Annotated in this window: 19 protein-coding genes; 10 read left to right on the top strand and 9 right to left on the bottom strand. The window is 41.7% G+C overall.

Annotation, left to right across the window (positions count from 1 at the left end; all coding sequences use genetic code 11):
- The first annotated feature begins 131 nt into the window (after positions 1-131).
- The 3 genes from H3U82_RS04445 to H3U82_RS04435 all read left to right on the top strand — a co-directional run bounded on the left by H3U82_RS04445 (position 132) and on the right by H3U82_RS04435 (position 3,668).
- On the top strand, positions 132-1,091 hold the full coding sequence (locus H3U82_RS04445; RefSeq protein ID WP_198209397.1) for a hypothetical protein: 960 nt from the start codon (positions 132-134) through the stop codon (positions 1,089-1,091).
- Between the two features lie 215 nt (positions 1,092-1,306).
- Complete coding sequence (gene nadC, locus H3U82_RS04440; protein WP_198209395.1) at positions 1,307-2,179, top strand: carboxylating nicotinate-nucleotide diphosphorylase; 873 nt, start codon at positions 1,307-1,309, stop codon at positions 2,177-2,179.
- Positions 2,180-2,306: 127 nt separating this feature from the next.
- Positions 2,307-3,668 (top strand): FAD-binding oxidoreductase, encoded by a 1,362-nt coding sequence (locus H3U82_RS04435; protein ID WP_198209392.1) that lies wholly within the window; start codon positions 2,307-2,309, stop codon positions 3,666-3,668.
- A 110-nt stretch (positions 3,669-3,778) separates the two neighbouring features.
- On the opposite strand, the gene serC is transcribed toward H3U82_RS04435, so the two are convergent.
- Both serC and H3U82_RS04425 read right to left on the bottom strand, forming a co-directional pair.
- Positions 3,779-4,882 carry a 3-phosphoserine/phosphohydroxythreonine transaminase gene (gene serC / locus H3U82_RS04430; RefSeq protein ID WP_198209390.1) on the bottom strand — a complete coding sequence of 368 codons (1,104 nt, stop codon included), beginning with the start codon at positions 4,880-4,882 and terminating at the stop codon, positions 3,779-3,781.
- Positions 4,883-5,197: 315 nt separating this feature from the next.
- On the bottom strand, positions 5,198-6,013 hold the full coding sequence (locus tag H3U82_RS04425; protein WP_025330577.1) for a molybdopterin-binding protein: 816 nt from the start codon (positions 6,011-6,013) through the stop codon (positions 5,198-5,200).
- 134 nt (positions 6,014-6,147) lie between these two features.
- Between H3U82_RS04425 and H3U82_RS04420 the strand changes: the two genes are divergently transcribed.
- Entirely contained in the window at positions 6,148-6,966 is an 819-nt protein-coding gene (locus H3U82_RS04420) for an META and DUF4377 domain-containing protein (RefSeq protein ID WP_198209388.1), read from the top strand.
- 99 nt (positions 6,967-7,065) lie between these two features.
- Here H3U82_RS04420 and H3U82_RS04415 read toward each other — a convergent pair whose 3' ends face one another.
- The 5 genes from H3U82_RS04415 to H3U82_RS04395 form a co-directional block, all read right to left on the bottom strand.
- Positions 7,066-7,494, bottom strand: coding sequence for a hypothetical protein (locus H3U82_RS04415; protein WP_084554343.1), 429 nt, complete (start codon positions 7,492-7,494; stop codon positions 7,066-7,068).
- A gap of 105 nt (positions 7,495-7,599) precedes the next feature.
- Positions 7,600-7,992: a type IV pilin protein gene (locus tag H3U82_RS10845; protein ID WP_198209386.1), complete on the bottom strand. Its 393-nt coding sequence runs from the start codon at positions 7,990-7,992 to the stop codon at positions 7,600-7,602.
- Positions 7,993-8,022: 30 nt separating this feature from the next.
- The gene (locus H3U82_RS04405) at positions 8,023-8,358 is read right to left on the bottom strand and encodes a DUF2288 domain-containing protein (RefSeq protein WP_198209384.1); all 336 of its coding nucleotides are present in this window, start codon (positions 8,356-8,358) and stop codon (positions 8,023-8,025) included.
- 79 nt (positions 8,359-8,437) lie between these two features.
- Positions 8,438-9,310 (bottom strand): MetQ/NlpA family ABC transporter substrate-binding protein, encoded by an 873-nt coding sequence (locus H3U82_RS04400; protein ID WP_084551599.1) that lies wholly within the window; start codon positions 9,308-9,310, stop codon positions 8,438-8,440.
- Between the two features lie 74 nt (positions 9,311-9,384).
- Positions 9,385-10,008, bottom strand: a complete 624-nt coding sequence (locus H3U82_RS04395; RefSeq protein ID WP_037475569.1) for a hemolysin III family protein — start codon at positions 10,006-10,008, stop codon at positions 9,385-9,387.
- Between the two features lie 179 nt (positions 10,009-10,187).
- On the opposite strand from H3U82_RS04395, the gene glyQ reads away from it, so the two are divergent.
- The 6 genes from glyQ (at position 10,188) to H3U82_RS04365 (ending at position 15,941) form a co-directional block, all read left to right on the top strand.
- Positions 10,188-11,105, top strand: coding sequence for a glycine--tRNA ligase subunit alpha (glyQ, locus tag H3U82_RS04390; protein WP_037392164.1), 918 nt, complete (start codon positions 10,188-10,190; stop codon positions 11,103-11,105).
- A gap of 23 nt (positions 11,106-11,128) precedes the next feature.
- Positions 11,129-13,192 (top strand): glycine--tRNA ligase subunit beta, encoded by a 2,064-nt coding sequence (gene glyS, locus H3U82_RS04385; RefSeq protein ID WP_198209380.1) that lies wholly within the window; start codon positions 11,129-11,131, stop codon positions 13,190-13,192.
- A gap of 51 nt (positions 13,193-13,243) precedes the next feature.
- Complete coding sequence (locus H3U82_RS04380) at positions 13,244-13,693, top strand: cell surface protein (protein ID WP_232336103.1); 450 nt, start codon at positions 13,244-13,246, stop codon at positions 13,691-13,693.
- 8 nt (positions 13,694-13,701) lie between these two features.
- Positions 13,702-14,277 carry a D-glycero-beta-D-manno-heptose 1,7-bisphosphate 7-phosphatase gene (gmhB, locus tag H3U82_RS04375; protein ID WP_025330587.1) on the top strand — a complete coding sequence of 192 codons (576 nt, stop codon included), beginning with the start codon at positions 13,702-13,704 and terminating at the stop codon, positions 14,275-14,277.
- Between the two features lie 6 nt (positions 14,278-14,283).
- On the top strand, positions 14,284-15,045 hold the full coding sequence (locus tag H3U82_RS04370) for a 1-acyl-sn-glycerol-3-phosphate acyltransferase (RefSeq protein ID WP_037475573.1): 762 nt from the start codon (positions 14,284-14,286) through the stop codon (positions 15,043-15,045).
- A 197-nt stretch (positions 15,046-15,242) separates the two neighbouring features.
- A complete protein-coding gene (locus H3U82_RS04365) occupies positions 15,243-15,941 on the top strand; it encodes a M48 family metallopeptidase (RefSeq protein ID WP_198209378.1) in 699 nt (232 codons plus the stop codon).
- A gap of 166 nt (positions 15,942-16,107) precedes the next feature.
- On the opposite strand, the gene mfd is transcribed toward H3U82_RS04365, so the two are convergent.
- Both mfd and H3U82_RS04355 read right to left on the bottom strand, forming a co-directional pair.
- Positions 16,108-19,518 (bottom strand): transcription-repair coupling factor, encoded by a 3,411-nt coding sequence (mfd, locus tag H3U82_RS04360; RefSeq protein WP_198209376.1) that lies wholly within the window; start codon positions 19,516-19,518, stop codon positions 16,108-16,110.
- 169 nt (positions 19,519-19,687) lie between these two features.
- Positions 19,688-20,176: a DUF456 domain-containing protein gene (locus H3U82_RS04355; protein WP_025330591.1), complete on the bottom strand. Its 489-nt coding sequence runs from the start codon at positions 20,174-20,176 to the stop codon at positions 19,688-19,690.
- Positions 20,177-20,363 lie beyond the last annotated feature (187 nt).

The following is a 20,363-nucleotide window of genomic DNA, read 5'->3' as shown; positions in this document are numbered from 1 at the left end:
TGAGTGTGATAATCAGTTGAATTCAGTTAGATACAACGGTGCTTTTGCGGTAATGTACTCAATCAGTGAATTTTGTTTTTTTGCGACAAATTCTTTACAATTAACCAGCTTTAATAAAGGAGTTTATCCGCATGCACTCTTCAGCTGAATATTCATCTTTAAGTTATAGCGACAGTGCAGCTGAACTCGTGGCGGTATTGTTTGCTGTTACCGATTTCAGTGCGCGGGTACTTACCATAAACGATGGAAAATTATTGCCATATGGTCCGCTGAGACCTGTACATCATTCTTTACAGGCTGGTGCCAGAACCTGGGTACATCAGCAGACAGGTCAGCCATTAGGCTATATGGAACAGTTATATACATTTGTTGATGTCAAACGAAGCCATCATTGCGGCCATGCTGTAATTAATATCAGCTATCTCGGACTGGTAAAAGAAGCTGCTGAGAGTGGTTTAAAGCTGGAAGCCAAATGGCATGACTGGTATGAATTTTTTCCTTGGGAAGACAGCAGACTACCTCAGCATAAGCAGATACTTGATCAATTAATCCTGCCGATGCAAAACTGGGTAGATGCTGCTCCGAATCAGGAAATCCGCAATCAACGTCAGCAACGCCTGAATTTATGCTGGGGAATAAACGGGCAGCAATGGCTGGCAGAAAATGCTCTGTTGCGTTATGAATTGATGTATGAAGTTGGCATGATTATTGAATCTCCCTATTTCGACGGTTGCCTGCCGGCCATGCTGACCGGTCGCTCCATGCAGTTTAATCATCGCCGTATTCTTGCTACTGCTGTATCTCGTTTACGAGCTAAATTGCAGTATCGTCCGGTGATTTTTGATTTAATGCCGCCTCAATTTACTCTATATCAGTTGCAGAGAAGCATAGAGGCGCTGAATGGCGTAGATTTGCATAAACAGAATTTTCGCAGATTAATCAACAATCAGCAGCTGGTTGTGCCAACCGGAACCACAATAGTGGCTGAGCGCGGACGTCCGGCACAGTTGTACCGTTTTAATGAAAATGTTTTACAGGAAAGTCTGCTCTCCGGTTACAGATTACCATTAATTAATAATCATATTCAGTAATTCGGTTAGCGTAATTGGCATCAATTCCGTTGATAAAATAGAAATTTTCTGATTAGAAATTTTTGATTCTTGGTTTTAAACAAATAAATCTGATTAATTTGCTGAATTTAAAAACTACCGCTTTTCAGATTTATTTGCTTATTATTTGTTAACGTATTTTCAGACTTTGACTACTAATATATACTCTAAAAGAGTATATATCAGGGTTTAACAATATGATTAGCGATTTACCAGAAATAATTACCCGACCACTGGTACAGGCTGCACTGTCAGAAGACTTAGGCAGACGCGGAGATGTTACCTCGCAGGCAGTGATACCGGCAGACAGGATGGCCGCATTCAGTATTGTAACCAGAGTGCCCGGTGTGGTATGCGGCTTAGAGCTGGCCCGGCAGAGCTTCGCTCTGATGAATGAAAATCTGGAATTTACTGCATACAAAAATGATGGTGATGTTATCGCTGCCGGTACAGTGCTGGCCCGGGTTGCCGGTAATGCGCGTGCTATTCTCGCTGCCGAACGCACAGCGTTAAATTTTCTAACGCATCTTAGCGGAATAGCCACTACAACTCATGAAATTCAGAAATCAATAGCCCATACCGGAGCTCAGCTGACGTGTACACGTAAAACCATACCTAATTTGCGTATAGTCCAGAAATATGCAGTAAGAATGGGCGGGGGACGTAACCATCGTATGGGTCTGGATGATGCCATACTGATTAAGGACAATCACATTGCGCTTAGCGGAGGAGATATTATTACAGCTGTTAAGCAAGCTAAATCATATGCCGGCCATTTGATTGCAGTGGAAGTAGAAGTTGACACATTGGAGCAACTGCGTCAGGTTCTGGATGAAGGCGTCAGTTTGGTATTGCTGGATAATATGTCAATAGAAGAAATGCGAACTGCTGTGAGCTGGTGTAAGGGACATTGTCAGACTGAGGCTTCAGGTAATTTGCGGCCTGATACTGTGGTAGCTGCTGCAGAAACAGGCGTAGATTTTCTGGCGATGGGCTATCTGACCCACAGCGCACGTTATCTGGATATTGGTCTGGATTATGCAGATAATCAGAATATTCTGAAAAAGTGAAAATAATCAAAATTTTGTTTTAGAACAAATATTATATCATCATTAATTAGTACAATAATATGTCTTTTATAAGAATAAATATTATTTAATAATGAAAAAACTAATTATTTGGTATAGCTGTTTTTGTTTGTTGCTGCCATTAACTGCGTATGCGGTGGTAGTCAATGATGTTACCGGTATGACGCCGGTACAGATGGCCGCTGTAATACAGCCGGAATCAACCGAAGAGGTTGCAGAGCTGATTAAGCACACAACCGGTCCCATTAGTATAGCTGGTGGTAAATACAGTATGGGCGGGCAAACTGCAGTTCAGAATGGCGTGCAAATAGATACTCAAAAACTCAATCATGTAATTGCTTTTAATCCTGAACAAAAACTTTTAACTATAGAAGCAGGTGCAAACTGGCGTCAGGTACAAGAACTGATTGATCCATATGGATTATCTGTGAAAATCATGCAAAGTCTGGCTGATTTTAGTATCGGTGGTTCTTTAAGTGTTAATGTACATGGTCGATATATGGGGGCAGGTCCTATTATCCTGTCTGTTGAGCAAATTAAAATAGTACTGGCAGATGGTTCAATAGTTTTAGCCAGCCCGCAAGAAAATTCGGATATTTTTTATGGTGCTATTGGTGGCTATGGTGCATTGGGTGTTATCACAGAAGTGACATTACGCCTTACTGAAAATGTAAAAGTAAAACGAATTAATGATGTGATGCCGATTAGTCAGTATTCCTCTTATTTCTCTGAGCAGATTCGTTCTGACAGAACGGCCATATTTCATAATGCCATTATTTATCCTCCTGATTTCAAAAAAGTTAGGGCTGTGACTTTTAAGCAGACTGATGAACCATTAACTATTTCTGCTCGTTTAAGACCACTTTCTGCACCTACACGCAAACGCCAAAGACAATTGAAAATTGTTGCTGCATCGGATTTTGGTAAAGAATTGCGCAAATTATATGATGATGCCTATTTTGTAAAACAGCCAGTAATGATGCGTAATTATGAAGCCAGCTTAGCAGTAGCGCTTTTAGAGCCTATTTCCATGCAAGATAAAAGTTTTGCTTTGGAAGAATATTTCATACCGGTAGAAAAGTTTGATGATTTTTATCCGCAGATGATCGACATCCTGAAAAAGCATCAGGCAAATATTATCAATATCTCTATTCGCCATGCTAATCCTGATAGTGGTTCTTTGCTGGCATGGGCTCAAACTGAGGTATTTGCTTTTGTGATTTATTATCAGCAAGGAACTGATGAACAGAGTAAAAAACAGGTAGGAATATGGACACGGGAATTAATAGATGCGGCATTGGCAAACGGAGGTACTTATTATTTACCTTATCAATTGCATGCAAATGAAGAGCAATTTCAGCGCGCATACCCACGGGCAATAGAATTTTTTAAGCTTAAAGAGCGCTTAGATCCGGAGAATAAATTCAGTAATCTATTTCTGGAGCGATACCGTCCAGCAACTATTCAGTAGGTATAGTGTTTGAACTTAGCTTTGAATGAATTGAATATTTCCAGAATAGAGATGAAAAACTGGTGTGGTATATTATCGCCACACCAGTAATCAGAAAAAAAATCAGTTGATTATCCGTAGCGGCGCTGAAATTCCTGCATGAACTCCACTAAAGCTTCAACCCCTTGTATAGGCATGGCATTATAAATACTCGCCCGCATTCCGCCCATTGATTTATAGCCTTGTAATCCGCTTAAACCATGAGCACCGGCTTGCATTACAAATATTTTATCCAGCTCTTTTGTAGGTGTATGGAAAATAACATTCATCTGTGAGCGTGCATGCTGTTTCACATTATTGATATAAAATCCATTGCTGTTATCGATGGCAGAATACAAAGTTTCAGCTTTAAGGGTATTAATGGCTTCCATCTGTTCCACACCACCGTGAGTTTGCAGCCAGCGAAATACCAGACCTGAAATATAAATCGGATAAGTTGCCGGGGTGTTGTACATTCCCTGCCGGCTGATATGACTTTGATAATTCCACACATCAGGTATTCGTTCAGAACAACGATCAAGCAGATCTTCCCGAATAATCACAATAGTAGCACCTGATGGTCCGATATTTTTTTGTGCACCGGCATAAATAACACCAAAATCTGCTACATTTACCGGTCGTGATAAAATTTCGCTCGACATATCGCAGATGACAGGGGGCAAACCATCTGGTTTGGGAATGTTGCGATATTGCAGGCCATGTACTGTTTCATTAATGCAGTAATGAACAAAAGCAGAGTTTGGATCCACATCCCAGCTTTCAACTGGCGGTACATCTGTGTAGTTATATAAATCACCACCATGTGCTGCCAGATGTATTTCTGCATCGGAAAGTTTACCCATCTGGCTGTGTGCGATACGGCTCCAGTTACCGGAGACTACTGAATCAACCCGCTTAAAACCATTGGCCAGATTCATCACGACCATATTGAACTGAGCACTGGCACCGCCCTGCATAAACAAAATTTTATAGTTGTCCGGAATATGCATAAGCTGGCGCAGATCCTGCTCGGCATGGTGCAGAATACTGATAAAAGCATCTGATCTATGGCTCATGGTCATGACTGAGCAACCAGTACCGTTATAATCCAGCAATTCAGCCTGTGCTGTTTCTAATACGGCTTCTGGCAGTATTGCCGGACCGGCAGAAAAATTGTATGTGTTCAGTGTTGTCATGAATAAATTTAAACCTGTTACAGAAATGTACTGTTGTTAATTAATTTCAGTGCGCTTAATGGATGTGTATACACCGGCAGTCTGTTTACAGATTAATGTTGCAATCTGTCAGTGAACTGGTGAAATTCTAGTTGCTTGATAATGGGAAAGCAAATACAAAACCGTTTTGCATGTAAAGTAGCAAAAGTATGGTTATTTCTGCCTGTTAGTATAATGGATTTAGTTTAAACCACTTTTTTTTTACGTTTGAACAGGTAATTTTTCTATAAATAATCGGATTTATTCTGAGATAAGCCATCAGTCTTATCTTTATATTCAGCCCTCACTGCTTTTATCCAGTGGAATAATATTGGTTGCCCCCAGTTTTTGTAGTTCCTGTAATACATATTCCCAGGCTTCTGGCAAAAAAACAGAATTTTCACTATGTGTTTTCAGGCCGAATTCCAGACGGTAATAATGTATTTGTTCTTCTGCCGGTAAATCATCACGAATGGTGGGTAAACTAAAAGTTTTAATCCCAGACCAGTTTTGTTCAATTGCTTCCATTAAAGGCGTAATTTTGGACTCAGGCACACCATCAACCAGAGCTGCTTTAGTCACCAGTTTCTGCCGGAAAAAATTCTGCTGGTAATATTGACTCAGTACCCACTGGGCCATAGGGTGTGCCATTTGGGGAAAGCCCGGGAAAAAATAATGCTCATTGATTGAAAAACCGGCAATGTTATTGAAAGGATTAGGAATCAGTGCTGAGCCCAGTGGAAACTCAGCCATTTTTGTCCGTTGCAAATGTGCAGGGCTGTCAAGTGTATCTCCCTGTTTCAGTGAAATGGTTTCAATTGCTTTCAGTGCTTCCGGATGAGGTGTTAACGGCAGGTTCAACGCCTTTGCACAGGCCTGACGAGTATGGTCGTCTGGTGTGGCACCTATGCCGCCGGTAACAAAAACAGGTATTTTTTCTTTAAATGATTCAATAAGCTGTCTGGTAATAACTGCCTGATCATCTGGTAAATATTGCGCCCAGGCCATATATAAACCGTGTTGTTGTAATAATTGTTTGAAAAAAACAAAATGGCTGTCCTGACGCGAACCATTCAGAATTTCATCACCAATTATAATGATACCGAATTGCATACGAATACTCCTGTATTTGCGGCAGTTGTTGCATGATAGCTATAACCTGTCTGCCGAATAAAACATGAATGTTGTTTTATGTGCTGAATTATTTTAATGTGCAAGTGTAGTGTTATTTTAGCAAGGATGTACTTATGAATATCAAAAAATTAGCAGTTTCCGCTCTGATTGCCGGCAGTCTTGCGGCCTGTGCACATACATCTGACCGTAAGGTAAGTATGCGTGCCGTCACTGTTCCGCAGTTAAGCGCCTATGACTGGCAGCTGGCTGAAGCTACTGACCGGCATGGTCGGCCGTTACCCGGTTTTGCAGCCGGCTCATCTATGACAATGAATTTTTCCGGTCAGCGGCTAAATGTTACCGGTGGCTGTAATAATATCAGTTCTAACTATCAGTTAAATGATCAGGATATGCAAATTCAGGCTCCGGTAAGCACTATGAAAGCCTGTGCGCCTGATATTATGGCGCAGGACTCTGCAGTTGTGGCTTTTATGAATGGTCAGAAATTACATGCAGGGCTGCTTAATGCTGAGAATGACCAGAATGCGCAGCCACAATTATGGATTGAAAACCGGCGCGGCGAACATTTGCTCTGGCGCGGTGTCCCTGCTGCCGTTGCTCAATATGGTCAGCCTACTGTGGTATTTTGGGAAATAAGCCCGCAAACGCAAACCTGCCAAACTGCACAGGGGGCAGCTCAGTGTTTGAAAGTCAGAGAAATTAGCTACAATGATCAGGGAGTTAAAGTTAAAACTGGTGTATGGCGTAATTTTGCCGGCAAGATTGATGGCTGGCAGTTTAATCCGCAGGAAAATCAGGTATTACGTCTGAATGTATATGAGGTTAAACCGGCTGATGTAACGGGTATTGCTGCAGATAACCAGTATGTTTATAAGCTGGATCAGATAATCGAACGCTCAGTAGTGAAGTCTCCGAAGCATAAACATAAATAAAGTTTTCTATAATAGATAAATAAAAAGGCAATGAAAAAAATCATTGCCTTTTTATTTAACGGATATTTTGTATTCAATACAGCCTAAAAAGTTGAGAATTTACTGTTGTAAATAAACATCCGGCTGACTGTTGGCATTATTCAGTATTAATGTTTTTCTGCCATTATGCTGAGTAATTTTACCTTTACGGGTAACTGATTTGCTTTTTCCATCTTTGCTAATCTGATTCTGATAAGTAAAATTCTGATTCGGATCAATGCGGAAAGATGTCGTTTCACTATATTGATGGCACTCTGGCTGTTTGCAGTTTTTAAAAAGCTTAACCTGATTATCATCCTGAATAACTGATGCGGATAATCTGTCGATTTCTTTTTCAATTTGCTGTTGCTGATGATACATTTGAGCTAAGATTTTATCTGCATCATCAAATTCATTATTATCAGCGAAGTTTTTATGGCTGGCTGCCAGAACAGGGTTAAACTGTAAACCGATTGTTACAGTTAACAGAAATAATTTCAGTATCTTCATATACTCACCCTTGATTAAATTTATAAAAATTTAATATTAATATCTTTGTATATCTCATTAATTTTGAAAATAAGTGAGAAATATATAATTGATTTCACAGAAATTTTAAAAGGGTTTGCAATCTTTATTTTCTTTATTGCAAAGTGACCACCCTTCTACAGAATTATAGACAACATTTTTGGTTTCTCCTGAATTTGCCTCAGTTGGTGTGGCTGTCAAAGTATAACTACTTTCTTTATAAGCTCCTGTTATGGTAAAGAATGTTTTGCTTCTTTTTTTGGTCAGCTGAGCATCAGTATAGGTATTGAATGTTTTATTCAAGGAGTAATAACGTTCTAATAAGCTAATATTTTCTGACATGTCGGCTCTGACATTTTCTTCTCGTGCCTTAATCACATAATTTTGATATGTGGGATAGGCAATTGCAGCGAGTATGCCAATAATAGCCATAGTAATCAATAAATCAATAATAGTAAAACCATAAGTGTGGCGTCGCATCACGTTCTCTTTCTTTTAAAATGCTTATGATTAATTGTTTTCAACAATAGTATTGTCAGGCTGTACCAGCACATATGGTCTGACAACTACTGCCCACATTGGCTGGTTACAATCATAATATTGTTGCGCCATTATATCGCTTACTTTACCAATTTTACCTTCTTGAATCAAAAGTGCAATGGCAGCGGAGTTATCAGTAGCTATCATGTGGGCTATATTGACCAAATCCAGTTCTGGTGCAACATATATGCAAACACCCCGGGCAAAGTGAGTTTGCAGTTCATGCCAGTTGATACGGGCAGTTTCCAGATTGAGTTTCTGTTCTAATGGCAGAGGATGGCTTAAAGTAAGATTATTCGAATGCATATGTAGATAAACATTATTTGTAAAAGCATTCCGTTTTAAATTCGTATACGGAATGCCTGCTCATGATTAATTGATTTAATTATTTTGCCGGTGCGGATGCGGGTTGAGTAGCTTGAATACCCCATGATTCAGGATATTTATAGCCGGCAAAGCGCTTGAATGCATATTGTTTAAATGCAGCTGAGTTATATGCGGCTGTTATGTCTTTTACCCATTGGCTGTCTTTATCAGCAGTGCGGATTGCTGACCAGTTAACATAAGTATAGCCGGGTTCCAGATACAGGGCGGATGTAAATTTTAAGCCAGAACTGGTCGCAAAATTACCATTGATCACTGCAAAATCTACATCATGACGCGAACGAGGTAATTGAGCAGCTTCCAATGGTACCAGTTTGATGTTTTTATTATTACCTGCTATGTCGGCAAGTGAAGCTTTAAGAGGATTAATATCGGTTTTCAGAGTAATCCAGCCTAGTTTGTCCAGCATAACGAGAGCACGTGCCAGATTGGACGGGTCATTGGGTACAGAAACACTGGAGCCTTCTTTTACTGCACTCAGTTCATGCATCCGGCCGGCATATATTCCAAGCGGACCAGTAGGAACCTGAAATGCCGGCATAATATCTAAGTGGCGTGATTGGGCAAAATCATCCAGATAGGGTTTATGCTGGAAAATATTGATGTCAATAGATTTATCTGCTAATGCCAGATTAGGGCGCACATAATCAGTAAATTCGAGTAATTGTACCCGATATCCCTGCTTTTCCAGTTCTGGTTTTACCTGATCTCTGACCATATCGGCAAAATCGCCTACAGTAGTGCCGATAATAATTTCTTTTTTATTTTGTTCAGTGGAAGCTGCAGATTGAGTGTTTTTTTCGCCGCTACAGGACGCCAGAGTGAGGATACACAAACTTAATAAAAGGAATTTCAAATAACTTTTCACTATGATACTTTCTTTTTTATGTTTTAAAAATTGAAACGGATATTGACTATATTGATACTGTTTTCTCTTTACTATTACAGTCAGATATAGGCGTAAACACATATATACTGGGCCAGGCTGCCTAACAAAACAAATAAATGCCAGATACCATGTCCATGACGGATTTTTTCATCATTGACAAACCAGTATATGCCGATGCTGTATGCCAGCCCGCCGGCAGTCAGCCAGAATAACCCTGGTGCAGACATCCGGTGAATCAACGGATAAATAGCAACAATAATCAGCCAGCCCATAATCAGATACAGGACTAATGACAGGATACGGGTTTCACTTTTACGTCCGATAGTCACTTCCTGAATAATACCAAATATTGCCAGTCCCCATGATATGCCAAAAATTGACCAGCCCCAGCCTCCGTGTAATGTGGTAAGGGTAAAAGGTGTATAACTGCCTGCAATTAACAGATAAATCGCACAATGATCAAATTTTTGTAATACCGCTTTGGCTCGATGAGAATAAATTGAATGATAAAGTGTAGATATACCATATAAGAATATCAGACTGGCACCATAAATGGCTGAGCTGACAATACGGTAAGCATCTCCGTACATAGCGGATTTAATTAATAAAAATACGGTGCCTGTAATGGCGAGAATAAAACCGATAAAATGAGAGTACGCATTAAAGCGTTCACCGCGATACATATTTTGCTTGCTAAGGTAATTTGTGAGATGACTATCGTTTCACTAGCGCCCTAAAGGTGCAAGTGTTTTTTATTTTTATTATTGTGCCGGTATTTATCCGCGTGCAGGTCTATGGCTGTTCAACTGCTTGCAAGCACAGTAAAATAGACAATTTTGCAGACTATCAGAAATTTCTCGTCATGCTGACTTTTCAGGAAATTATTTTTACATTACAAAACTATTGGGCTAAACAGGGCTGCGTGGTGTTACAGCCATTGGATATGGAGGTAGGAGCGGGTACCAGCCATCCGGCAACCTGTTTGCGTGCACTGGGGCCGGAACCATGGTTTGCAGCTTATGTGCAGCCGTCACGCCGTCCTAAGGATGGGCGTTATGGTGAAAATCCAAATCGTCTGCAACATTATTATCAGTTTCAGGTCGCTCTGAAGCCTGCTCCTGATAATATTCAGGAGTTATATCTGGCATCTTTACAGGAACTGGGTATAGATCCCTGTCAGCATGATATCCGTTTTGTAGAAGATGACTGGGAAAATCCCACTCTGGGTGCCTGGGGACTTGGCTGGGAAGTCTGGCTCAATGGTATGGAAGTGACTCAGTTTACTTATTTCCAGCAGGTAGGCGGTATGGACTGTTCGCCTGTATTGGGTGAAATTACCTATGGTATTGAACGGCTGGCAATGTATCTGCAGGGTGTTGAAAATGTCTATGATCTGGTTTGGGCTAAAACTCATGATGGCCGGATTGTCACCTATGGTGATGTATATCATCAGAATGAAGTCGAGCAGTCTACTTATAATTTTGAATTCAGTAATGCAGAATGGTTACTGGCACAGTTTAATTATTATGAAACCGAAGCAAAACGTCTGCTGGCTGTAGAGGATGTCAGTCTTGCATTACCTGCCTATGAATTAGTACTTAAGGCAGGACATACATTTAATTTGCTTGATGCACGCGGCGCTATTTCTGTAACCGAGCGGGCTGCTTATATCGGCCGAGTTCGTGCTTTAAGCCGTGCAGTTGCACAAAAATATGTTGAAAGCCGTGAAAAACTTGGTTTTCCGTTACTGAATAAAAATACTACTAATCAGACTGCCTGAAACTGAATGAAAGTAATACTTGCATGAATGCTCCTTTATTAATTGAACTGCGTACTGAAGAATTGCCGCCAAAGGCACTGAATAATCTGGGTGAAAGTCTGGCTGCCGGAGTTGTTGAGGGTCTGGAAAAAGCACAGCTGATTAATGGTGTGGCTGATTATCAGGTATTTGCTGCACCCAGACGGCTGGGTGTTCTGGTGCAAAATGTTAAAGCGGTGCAGGCAGACCAGCAAATGGTGAAAAAAGGACCCAGTGTAACAGCGGGTATGAAAGATGGTGAGCCTACCAGGGCTTTGCAGGGATTTGCCCGCAGTAATCAGGTAGAAATCAGTCAGCTTAGCCAGATTAATGATGGCAAACAAATGGTATTTGCCTATGAATATACTCAGGCCGGTTTACCACTGAATGCCTTGTTAAGTGATATATTGAATCAATCCATCAAAAAACTGCCTATTCCGAAAGTGATGCACTGGGGTAGCAGTACCTTTACTTTTGTCCGGCCTGTACATGGACTGGTGATGATGCATGGTACTGAAACGGTTACTGGCAGTGTCCTGGGATTAAACAGCCAGAACTGGACTTTAGGTCACCGTTTTCTGAGTAAAGACAGAATTATTTTTAACCATGCTTCAGATTATGAAAAAGTATTATTAGAGCAGGGTAAAGTAGTGGCCAGCTTTGCCGAGCGCCGAGCCCGTATTGAGCAGGGTTTAACTGTAGCGGCTGATGAACTTCATGCTCAGGTAGCCTATGCAGAAGGCTTGCTGGATGAGGTTACAGCTTTGGTTGAATGGCCGGTAGTTTTACAGGCAGGTTTTGATGAGCGCTTTTTACAAGTGCCGCAGGAATGTCTGATTTTAACCATGCAGCAAAATCAGAAGTATTTTCCGCTGTTAAACAGTGATGGCAAACTAATTAATCGTTTCCTGCTGGTATCTAATCTGCAAACAGAAAATCCGGTACATATTATTCATGGAAATGAGCGTGTATTACGAGCCCGTCTGGCAGATGCCGAATTTTTCTACCGTCAGGATCAGAAAACGACTCTTGAAAGTCGTCTGCCTCGTCTGCAGAACGTGGTTTATCACAATAAGCTGGGTAGTGTTGCAGAAAGAGTTCAGCGTATTACTCAGCTGGCAAAAGCTATTGCACCGCTACTTAATGCTGATGTAGATAAGGCTGTACGTGCTGCTGAGCTGGCTAAAGCTGATTTACTGACCGACATGGTAGGGGAGTTCCCTGAGCTACAGGGAACGATGGGTAAATACTATGCTTTGCATGATGGTGAAAATGCTGATGTTGCTGTAGCAATTGAGCAACATTACTGGCCGCGTTTTGCTAATGATGCTTTACCGGACAATTTAACTGGTACAGTGGTTGCTCTGGCAGATAAACTGGAAACTTTGATTGGTATCTGGGGTATCGGACTTATTCCGACAGGTGATAAAGATCCGTATGCATTGCGCCGCAGTGCACTGGGTATTTTACGAATGCTGATGCAGCACAATCTGGCGCTGATGCCATTATTACAGGCAGCATTTGATACATTTGCTTCAGGCAGACTGGCTGAAAATACTGTCAGCGAAGTGGCCGGGTTTATGCAGGCCAGACTGGCAATTCTGTTACAGAATTCCTTTGCACAGGATGTAGTGGCTGCTGTACTGGCCGGTAGGGTAGAAAATCTGGGTGAGCTGGAAGCCAGACTTGCAGCAGTAACCCGCTTTAAACAGCTGGATGAAGCTACTGCACTGATTGCAGCTAATAAACGTGTTCATAATTTACTGAAAAAAGCAGATATTTCTACTTTATCCGCTGTTAATCCAGATCTTTTGCAGCAGCAGGATGAAAAACAGCTCTATCAGGCAACTGAGCAGGTTGCAGAAAAAATTCAAGCTGTGCTGAAACGGCAGGATTTTGCTCAGGCATTAACTGAGCTGGCCGGAATTAAAGAAAAAGTGGATGCATTCTTTACTAATGTGATGGTAATGGATGAAAATAAAGCTATTAAGAATAACCGTCTGGCTTTGTTACTGTGTTTATCTCAGCAGATGAATGCTGTGGCCGATATTGCCTTATTAAGTGAGTAAATAATAGCAGACACTTCTGCTCATTCTTAAATAGTGGATGAAAGCTAAATTATGATATTTGATAATATAGTATTCCATACAGAAGAAGATTATCCGCCTGCGTTGTCACTGGCTAATGCTGCTACACATATGGGTTATTACTGGTCATGGGCTGTACGCCGCGGTTTATATAATCCGCAATGGGATGAAGCGGCAGAAGAAGATATGGCAGCACTGAAAGCTCAGGTTATGAGCGGAGCTGAATTTGTTCTGAATAATATGGCCGGTTGTCTGGAAGACAGTGACTTTAACGATGAAGGACGACGGTTTTCACTTTATTACTATGAAGATGAAGATGAGGGCTATGGTCGTTTTATGGAAGATTATGTGCAAACATTAAATACGCCGGCCTTGCAAAGCTTTTATCATGTAGAAATTAATAATGAAAATCAGTCTTTACTTGATGGCGTATTTGATAGTGCTTTGATTCAGTGGCGGCAAAGTTTGAAGCCGGTGCAATAAGGTTAAATATGGCATTGAATGGAAAAGGCAAATTAATCATACTGGATCGCGATGGTGTGTTGAATGTTATGCAACCGCAGCCCATCAGCGATCCTGATCAGTGGCTTCCCTTACCGGGTAGTATGGATGCTGTTGCCTTTCTGACTCAAAGTGGTTATACCGTTGTTGTGGCGGAAAATATGTCTGGTATTGGGCGTAATCAGGTCAGTATGCAGCAGCTGAATGAAGTACATAGCAAAATGCATACTCATATACAGAAAGCTGGCGGCCGCTTAAGCGGGGTTTGGTTTTGTCCGCATACCGGTAATGCTAAATGTAAATGTCGTAAACCTGAACCCGGTTTGTTGCTGGATATTCTGGATCGTCTGCATATGAAAGCAGAAAATACCTGGCTTGTCGGAGATGGTATTCGCGATATGCAGGCAATTGCCGCAATTGGCGGTCATCCTGTACTGGTTTTAACCGGTAAAGGCAAGGAAACATTAAAAATGGAAGAATTGCCGGAAGATACTCAGGTGTACGATGATTTGCTGGATTTTGCCAAATATTGTCGTACTCTGGCTGAACAGGCAGCCGAGGAATAATATAACATGCTGTTGTTGCGTAATTTGATTTACTGGTTTTGTTTGTGTGTATTTTCATTAATCTGGCTGGTGGTAGTAATTGTTTCCATGCTGGTACCAAAAGGGGTTACATGGACAACCACTGTGTGGGGAAAATCTCTTTTCTGGATGCTGGAGCACATTATCGGATTGAAATACGAAGTTACCGGTCGGGAAAATATTCCGCGCGAACCCGGAATTGTGTGCTGTAAACACCAATCCGGCTGGGAAACGCTGGCCATGCTGGTATTTTTCCCTGATCTCGCCTTTGTGGCTAAACGCGAACTTTTTCGTATACCGGTTTTTGGCTGGGCACTGAAATGGCGCGGCACAATCGGTATTGATCGTAAAAACCCTAAAGCGGCAAATGCCCAGATTATCAGTCAGGGGAAAATATGCAAGCAAAAGGGGATGTGGATTTGTATTTTTCCGGAAGGTACACGAATTAAGCCAGGTTTCCGTGGTCATTATAAAAAAGGTGCTGCCCGAATGGCACAGGAACTACATATGAATCTGGTGCCGGTCGCATTAAATAGTGGCGAATTCTGGCCTAAAGATTCCTTTTTTAAATATCCGGGTAAAGTAACAGTAGTGATTGGTGAACCGATTCATTATGAGTCAGCTCATAATCCGGAAGAATTAATTAGAATCTGTGAGCAATGGATAGAATCCGAGCAAGTAAAAATTCAGGGGGTGGGACCGTTTGCACCAGAGCATCCGCAAGTACCAACGCCGTTCGTGCCGCATTAATTGATATCAGTTGAATATTGATACTTTTTATTTTTTAAATAGTGTTTTGCTGAATCCTGAGCAGATAAACAGGTAGCCTATTTAATTTTTTTAGACTGAATCTGAAACGGGATATGAATAATATGATGAGCTGGTTAATAGAAATATCTGCTTGTCTCAGATAGTAATTTATTTACATTTTTAACAGATTAGTTGTCATGTCGGAATTTCTTCACACAACTACAGATGGCGATACCATCAGGCTGAAATTACGGCGTACAGCAAAAAAAAATATTATTGTACGTCCTGCATCAGGTTGTTTACTGGATATTAACGTTCCGCCATTTGTATCAATGAAATCTTTGTATGAATGGCTAAACGTTAATGAAATTGCTATTAAAAAACTGTGGAAGCAATCAGAAAAAATAGCAACAGCATTACCTGAATTTATCTGGTTTCGTGGGCAGGCATATCCTTTTACTCAGATATCCGTACTAACAAAAGTGCAGTGGCATAAGCAATATGGCTTTTTAGTACCACTGGTAAATTCACAGTCGCCCTATGTACTTTTGAAAGCATGGTTAAAACAAAGTGCCAAAAAGGAATTGTTGCTACGCTTGCAATATTGGGCAAATGTAATGCAGTTGCAGCCAATGGCAATGACATTAAGTGGGGCGCGAACTTTTTGGGGAGTATGTCGCCGGCGTAGCGGAATCCGTCTCAACTGGAGATTAATTGGCGCACCTGCTGACGTGGTGGATTATGTCTGTATTCATGAATTGTGCCACTTGCGCCATGCCAACCATGGTAAAGCTTTCTGGGCAATGGTTGCAGAATACTGTGCTGATGCTGATAATGCCCGTAAGTGGCTAAAAAAATATGCTAATGAGCTGTTTGCTCTGGATAAATTCAGCTAAAGTCTCACTCTGGAAAATTTGGTAAATTTTGGCTGTTTTCAATACTGATACAAAATAAAAGCAGCCATACTATTTTCATCGTATGACTGCTTTTTGTTATTCAGCTTTAAATACTGATTTTTATTTTTGGCTGTCAGCTAAAAATGCTTACCTGTTATTTTTAAGTTTAGCCAGCATCAACCGCAAGTTGTTTCATAATGTTTTTAATAATCTGGACACGTTGCATAACGTCTTCAATACCAATGCTAACTCTGAGTTTATCTGCTCCAGTCAGACGGTAGTTTTTATCACTTTGCATAATGGCTACAATAGTTGCGGGGTTAATACGATGATGTTTGCCAAAAGTAAAAGTAATGGCTTCACTACTGGCGTCAATTGTGTCTATGCCTAAGCTGGCTGCTTCAATGCGTAAATGATGGCTGGCAATCAACGTGGAGACGGCCGGTTCAGGAAGCCCGAAACGGTCGATCAGTTCTTCGTGTATCTGGTCTATCTCAGCTTCTGTTTCACAGCTGGCCAGGCGTTTGTACAACACCAGTCTGGCATGAATATCCGGGCAATAACTTTCCGGCAGCAGAGCAGGGCTATGTAATTTAATGTCACTGGTAATACCCAGCGGGGCATCCAGATCCGGCTCTCTGCCTTTCTTCAAATTGCGCACGGCCTGCTTGAGCATTTCGGTATATAAAGTAAATCCGACCTGAATCATTTCACCAGACTGTCCTTCACCCAAAATTTCGCCGGCACCACGGATTTCTAAATCCTGCATGGCTAATGTAAATCCGGCTCCCAGATCATCAGCCATTTCTATGGCTTCCAGACGTTTCTGTGCATCTTTGGTCATTGCATCCGGTATCAGTAGATAGGCATATGCCTGATGATGAGAACGGCCTACACGGCCACGCAGCTGATGCAACTGGGCAAGACCAAACTTATCAGCTCGCTCAATAATAATCGTATTGGCATTGGGTATATCAATTCCGGTTTCAATGATAGTTGAACACAGTAACACGTTATAACGCTGCTGAAGAAAATCCCGCATAATTTGTTCCAGTTCGCGTTCACGCAGTTGTCCATGAGCGATACCGATACGGGCTTCAGGTAATAAAGTAGTTAATTTTTCATAAGTGTTAGCAATGGTATCAACTTCATTGTGCAGAAAAAACACCTGTCCGCCACGTTTCAGTTCACGTAACACGGCTTCTCGTATTAAACCTTCGCTGTAAGGACGAACAAAGGTTTTTACAGCAAGCCGGCGGCTTGGCGCTGTGGTAATCAATGAAAAATCACGCAGGCCTTCCAGCGCCATACTTAATGTACGCGGAATTGGTGTTGCGGTCAGTGTAAGCACATCCACATTAGCGCGCAGGCGTTTAAGCTGTTCTTTCTGACGCACGCCAAAGCGATGTTCTTCATCTATAATAACCAGTCCCAGATTTTTAAAATGGACATCCGGCTGAACCAGTTTATGGGTACCAATCACAATATCTACTGTGCCGTCAGCCAATCCGGCAAGTGTGGCCTGTGTTTGTTTACTGGTATTAAAGCGGGAAAGCTGGGCAACTTTAATCGGAAAGTCTGCAAAGCGATCAGCAAAATTTTGTGCATGTTGCTCAACAAGCAGTGTAGTTGGCGCAAGTACTACCACCTGTTTACCAGCCATTGCTGCTACAAAAGCGGCGCGTAGCGCAACCTCAGTTTTACCAAAGCCTACATCTCCGCAAATCAGTCTGTCCATGGGCTTTTCAGCACATAAATCTTTTATGGTCGCAGCGATTGCCGCAGCCTGATCTTCGGTTTCTTCATAGCCAAAGCCATTGGCAAAAGCCTGATAATCCATTTCATTCAGACTAAAGCGATGGCCTTGCTGAGCTTCACGCTGAGCATATAGATTTAATAATTCGGCAGCTGTATCTCTGGCTTTTTCCGCGGCTTTATGTCGTGCTTTATCCCATGCTCCATGACCCAGTTTATGCAAACTGATGTTATCATGAGCACTGCCTGCATAGCGGGAAATAAGCTGGAGCTGACTAACAGGTACATATAACTGAGAACCTTCAGCATACTCCAGTAGCATCATTTCACAGGCACCTTCACCTAAATCCAGAGTTACCAGACCCTGATAGCGTCCGATACCATGTTGTTCATGTACCACGGGATCACCAATTTTGATTTCAGCCAAATCGCGCAGCATGCCGTCTGAAACAGCACTATGTTTGCGTCTTGTACGCCGGCCGCGAATAACATACTGGTATAAATCAGCCTCAGTAATAATAGCCAGTTGCTGATCTGTCAGCAGGCAACCGTAACTTAACGGCGCAATAGTCAGGCACAAGCTGGAATTACTGTTCAGAAAGTCCTGCCAGCTATTGACAATATCTGGCTGTAAACTGTACTGGCGCATAAAATTGAGCATGGTTTCCCGGCGTCCGAGACTTTCTGCGCAAATCAGTACCCGTCCTGACCATTGTTGGAGAAAATTTTTCAGTGTGTGGAGCGGATCATCAGCCTGTCTGTCTACTGCGACACTTGGCAGCGTATAAGTAGTGTCTTCGCTGATTTGCGGAACAAGACGCGCATAAGATTTAATACGTGCCCCGAACTGGTCTTCACTAAGATAAAGATAATCTGGTGCCAGCGGGGGATAGGCCGGATCGCCCTGTGACAGAATGTAGCGTTGTTTGACATCCTGCCAGATGCGGGCAGATTCTTGATGAATATCACCCAGACAAACCAGAATGGCTTCATCATCTGTGTAATCAAAGATACTGACACATTCTTCTTCAAAAAATAAAGGCAGGTAATACTCAACACCCGCCCCGAAATGTCCTTCAGATACTGCATTATACACAGTTGCTTTTCGGGCATCGCTATTGATTTCTTCCCGAAAGCGGCTGCGGAATATTTTCTGTGCATCACTGTCGGTTGGAAATTCATGTGCCGGTAACAGACGAATTTCATTTACTGTGGTTAATGTGCGCTGGCTGTCTGCATCAAATGTTTTGATGGTATCAATTTCATTGTCAAATAAGTCCAGACGAAACGGTGTGTCACTGCCCATTGGAAAAATATCGAGAATACCGCCACGCATGGCGAATTCTCCGGTCGCCACCACATGAGAAACATGGTTATAGCCGGCTTCAACCAGGCTGTGTTTCAATGCTTCAATATTCAGTTCCTGCCCGGTTTTCAGCCAGAAAGTATGTCCCAGCAAAAATGAAGGAGGAGCAATTTTTTGCATGGCTGTTGCCAGCGGTAACAATAAAACGTCAACCAGTCCGTTTTTTAGTTGCCACAATGTACTTAGTCGCTCTGATACTAGCTCCTGATGAGGAGAAAAATGTTCGTAGGGCAGAGTTTCCCAGTCCGGGAAAAACATGATACGTGCAGCAGGATCAAAAAATTGCCATGCTGCCTGAATACGGATTGCCTGTTCGGTATCTGCAGTTAAAATAATTTTCAGTTTTTTTTCAGGTAAATGCTGGCTAAGTAATAATGGCAGACAACCAGCATTTAAATCAGACCAGATTACAGTCTGTCTGGTTTTAGGCAATGCGAATGAAGCAGCAGCGGGCATAATTTTAGTTTTACAGATAATAGAAATTGATTGCCAGTACTTATGGGCAAGCTATGATAAGACAAGCCCTGATAAGCAGACAATTGAAACAGAATTGTTTGGAATGGGTGAATAACAAGTCGGTTTCAGACACAGTCCTGAAATTATGGCTATTATTACATAATAATAATTAATATAGCGAATACAAATACATCACAGCGATGGTAATCAGAATGGCAAATGCACAGCCAATTTTGGCAACCACACCAACAACCAGGCCAATCAGTGTGGCAAAACCTACCTTGCCGGCAGCGACCAGATTGCGTCTGGCAATAAATTCACCGGTTGCTGCACCAATTAACGGCCCCAATACCATGCCCGGTAAGGCAAAAAACATGCCAATAATCGCACCAATAAAAGAACCCCAGATAGCTCTTCTGCTTGCACCACTATGTTTAGCGCCCAGCATACCGGCCATATAATCTAGAAAACAACCTAATAAAGTCAGTATACCTAAAGTAATTAATGTGGGTGCCCCCATAATCTGATAATTGCTGCTCAATGCCAGTAACCATGCACCTCCGAACATGAGAGGCAGACCCGGTAAAGCAGGCATAAATGTACCTAATAAACCAATGAGTAATAAAACAATAGCCAATATTACCAATACTGCATTCATGGCAAATTAGTCCTTAATAAAATTCATAATATAGAATAGTAAAATGGGGGATGCGGTTGTCACATACAAGGATAAATTTTGTTGTGTAGATAAAAAATATGTAATCAGCCGGTGATTAATAACAGATAATTTTATCAGTTTGGCATGGTATCTGTATATTAGTGAGCATTTGCAGTACAGACAATCT

Origin of the sequence: Snodgrassella sp. W8132 (assembly GCF_016100865.1) — a bacterium.
Classification (GTDB): domain Bacteria; phylum Pseudomonadota; class Gammaproteobacteria; order Burkholderiales; family Neisseriaceae; genus Snodgrassella; species Snodgrassella alvi.
The sequence above is the reverse complement of the archived record's forward strand: the minus strand, read 5'-3'. Positions and strand labels throughout refer to the sequence as shown.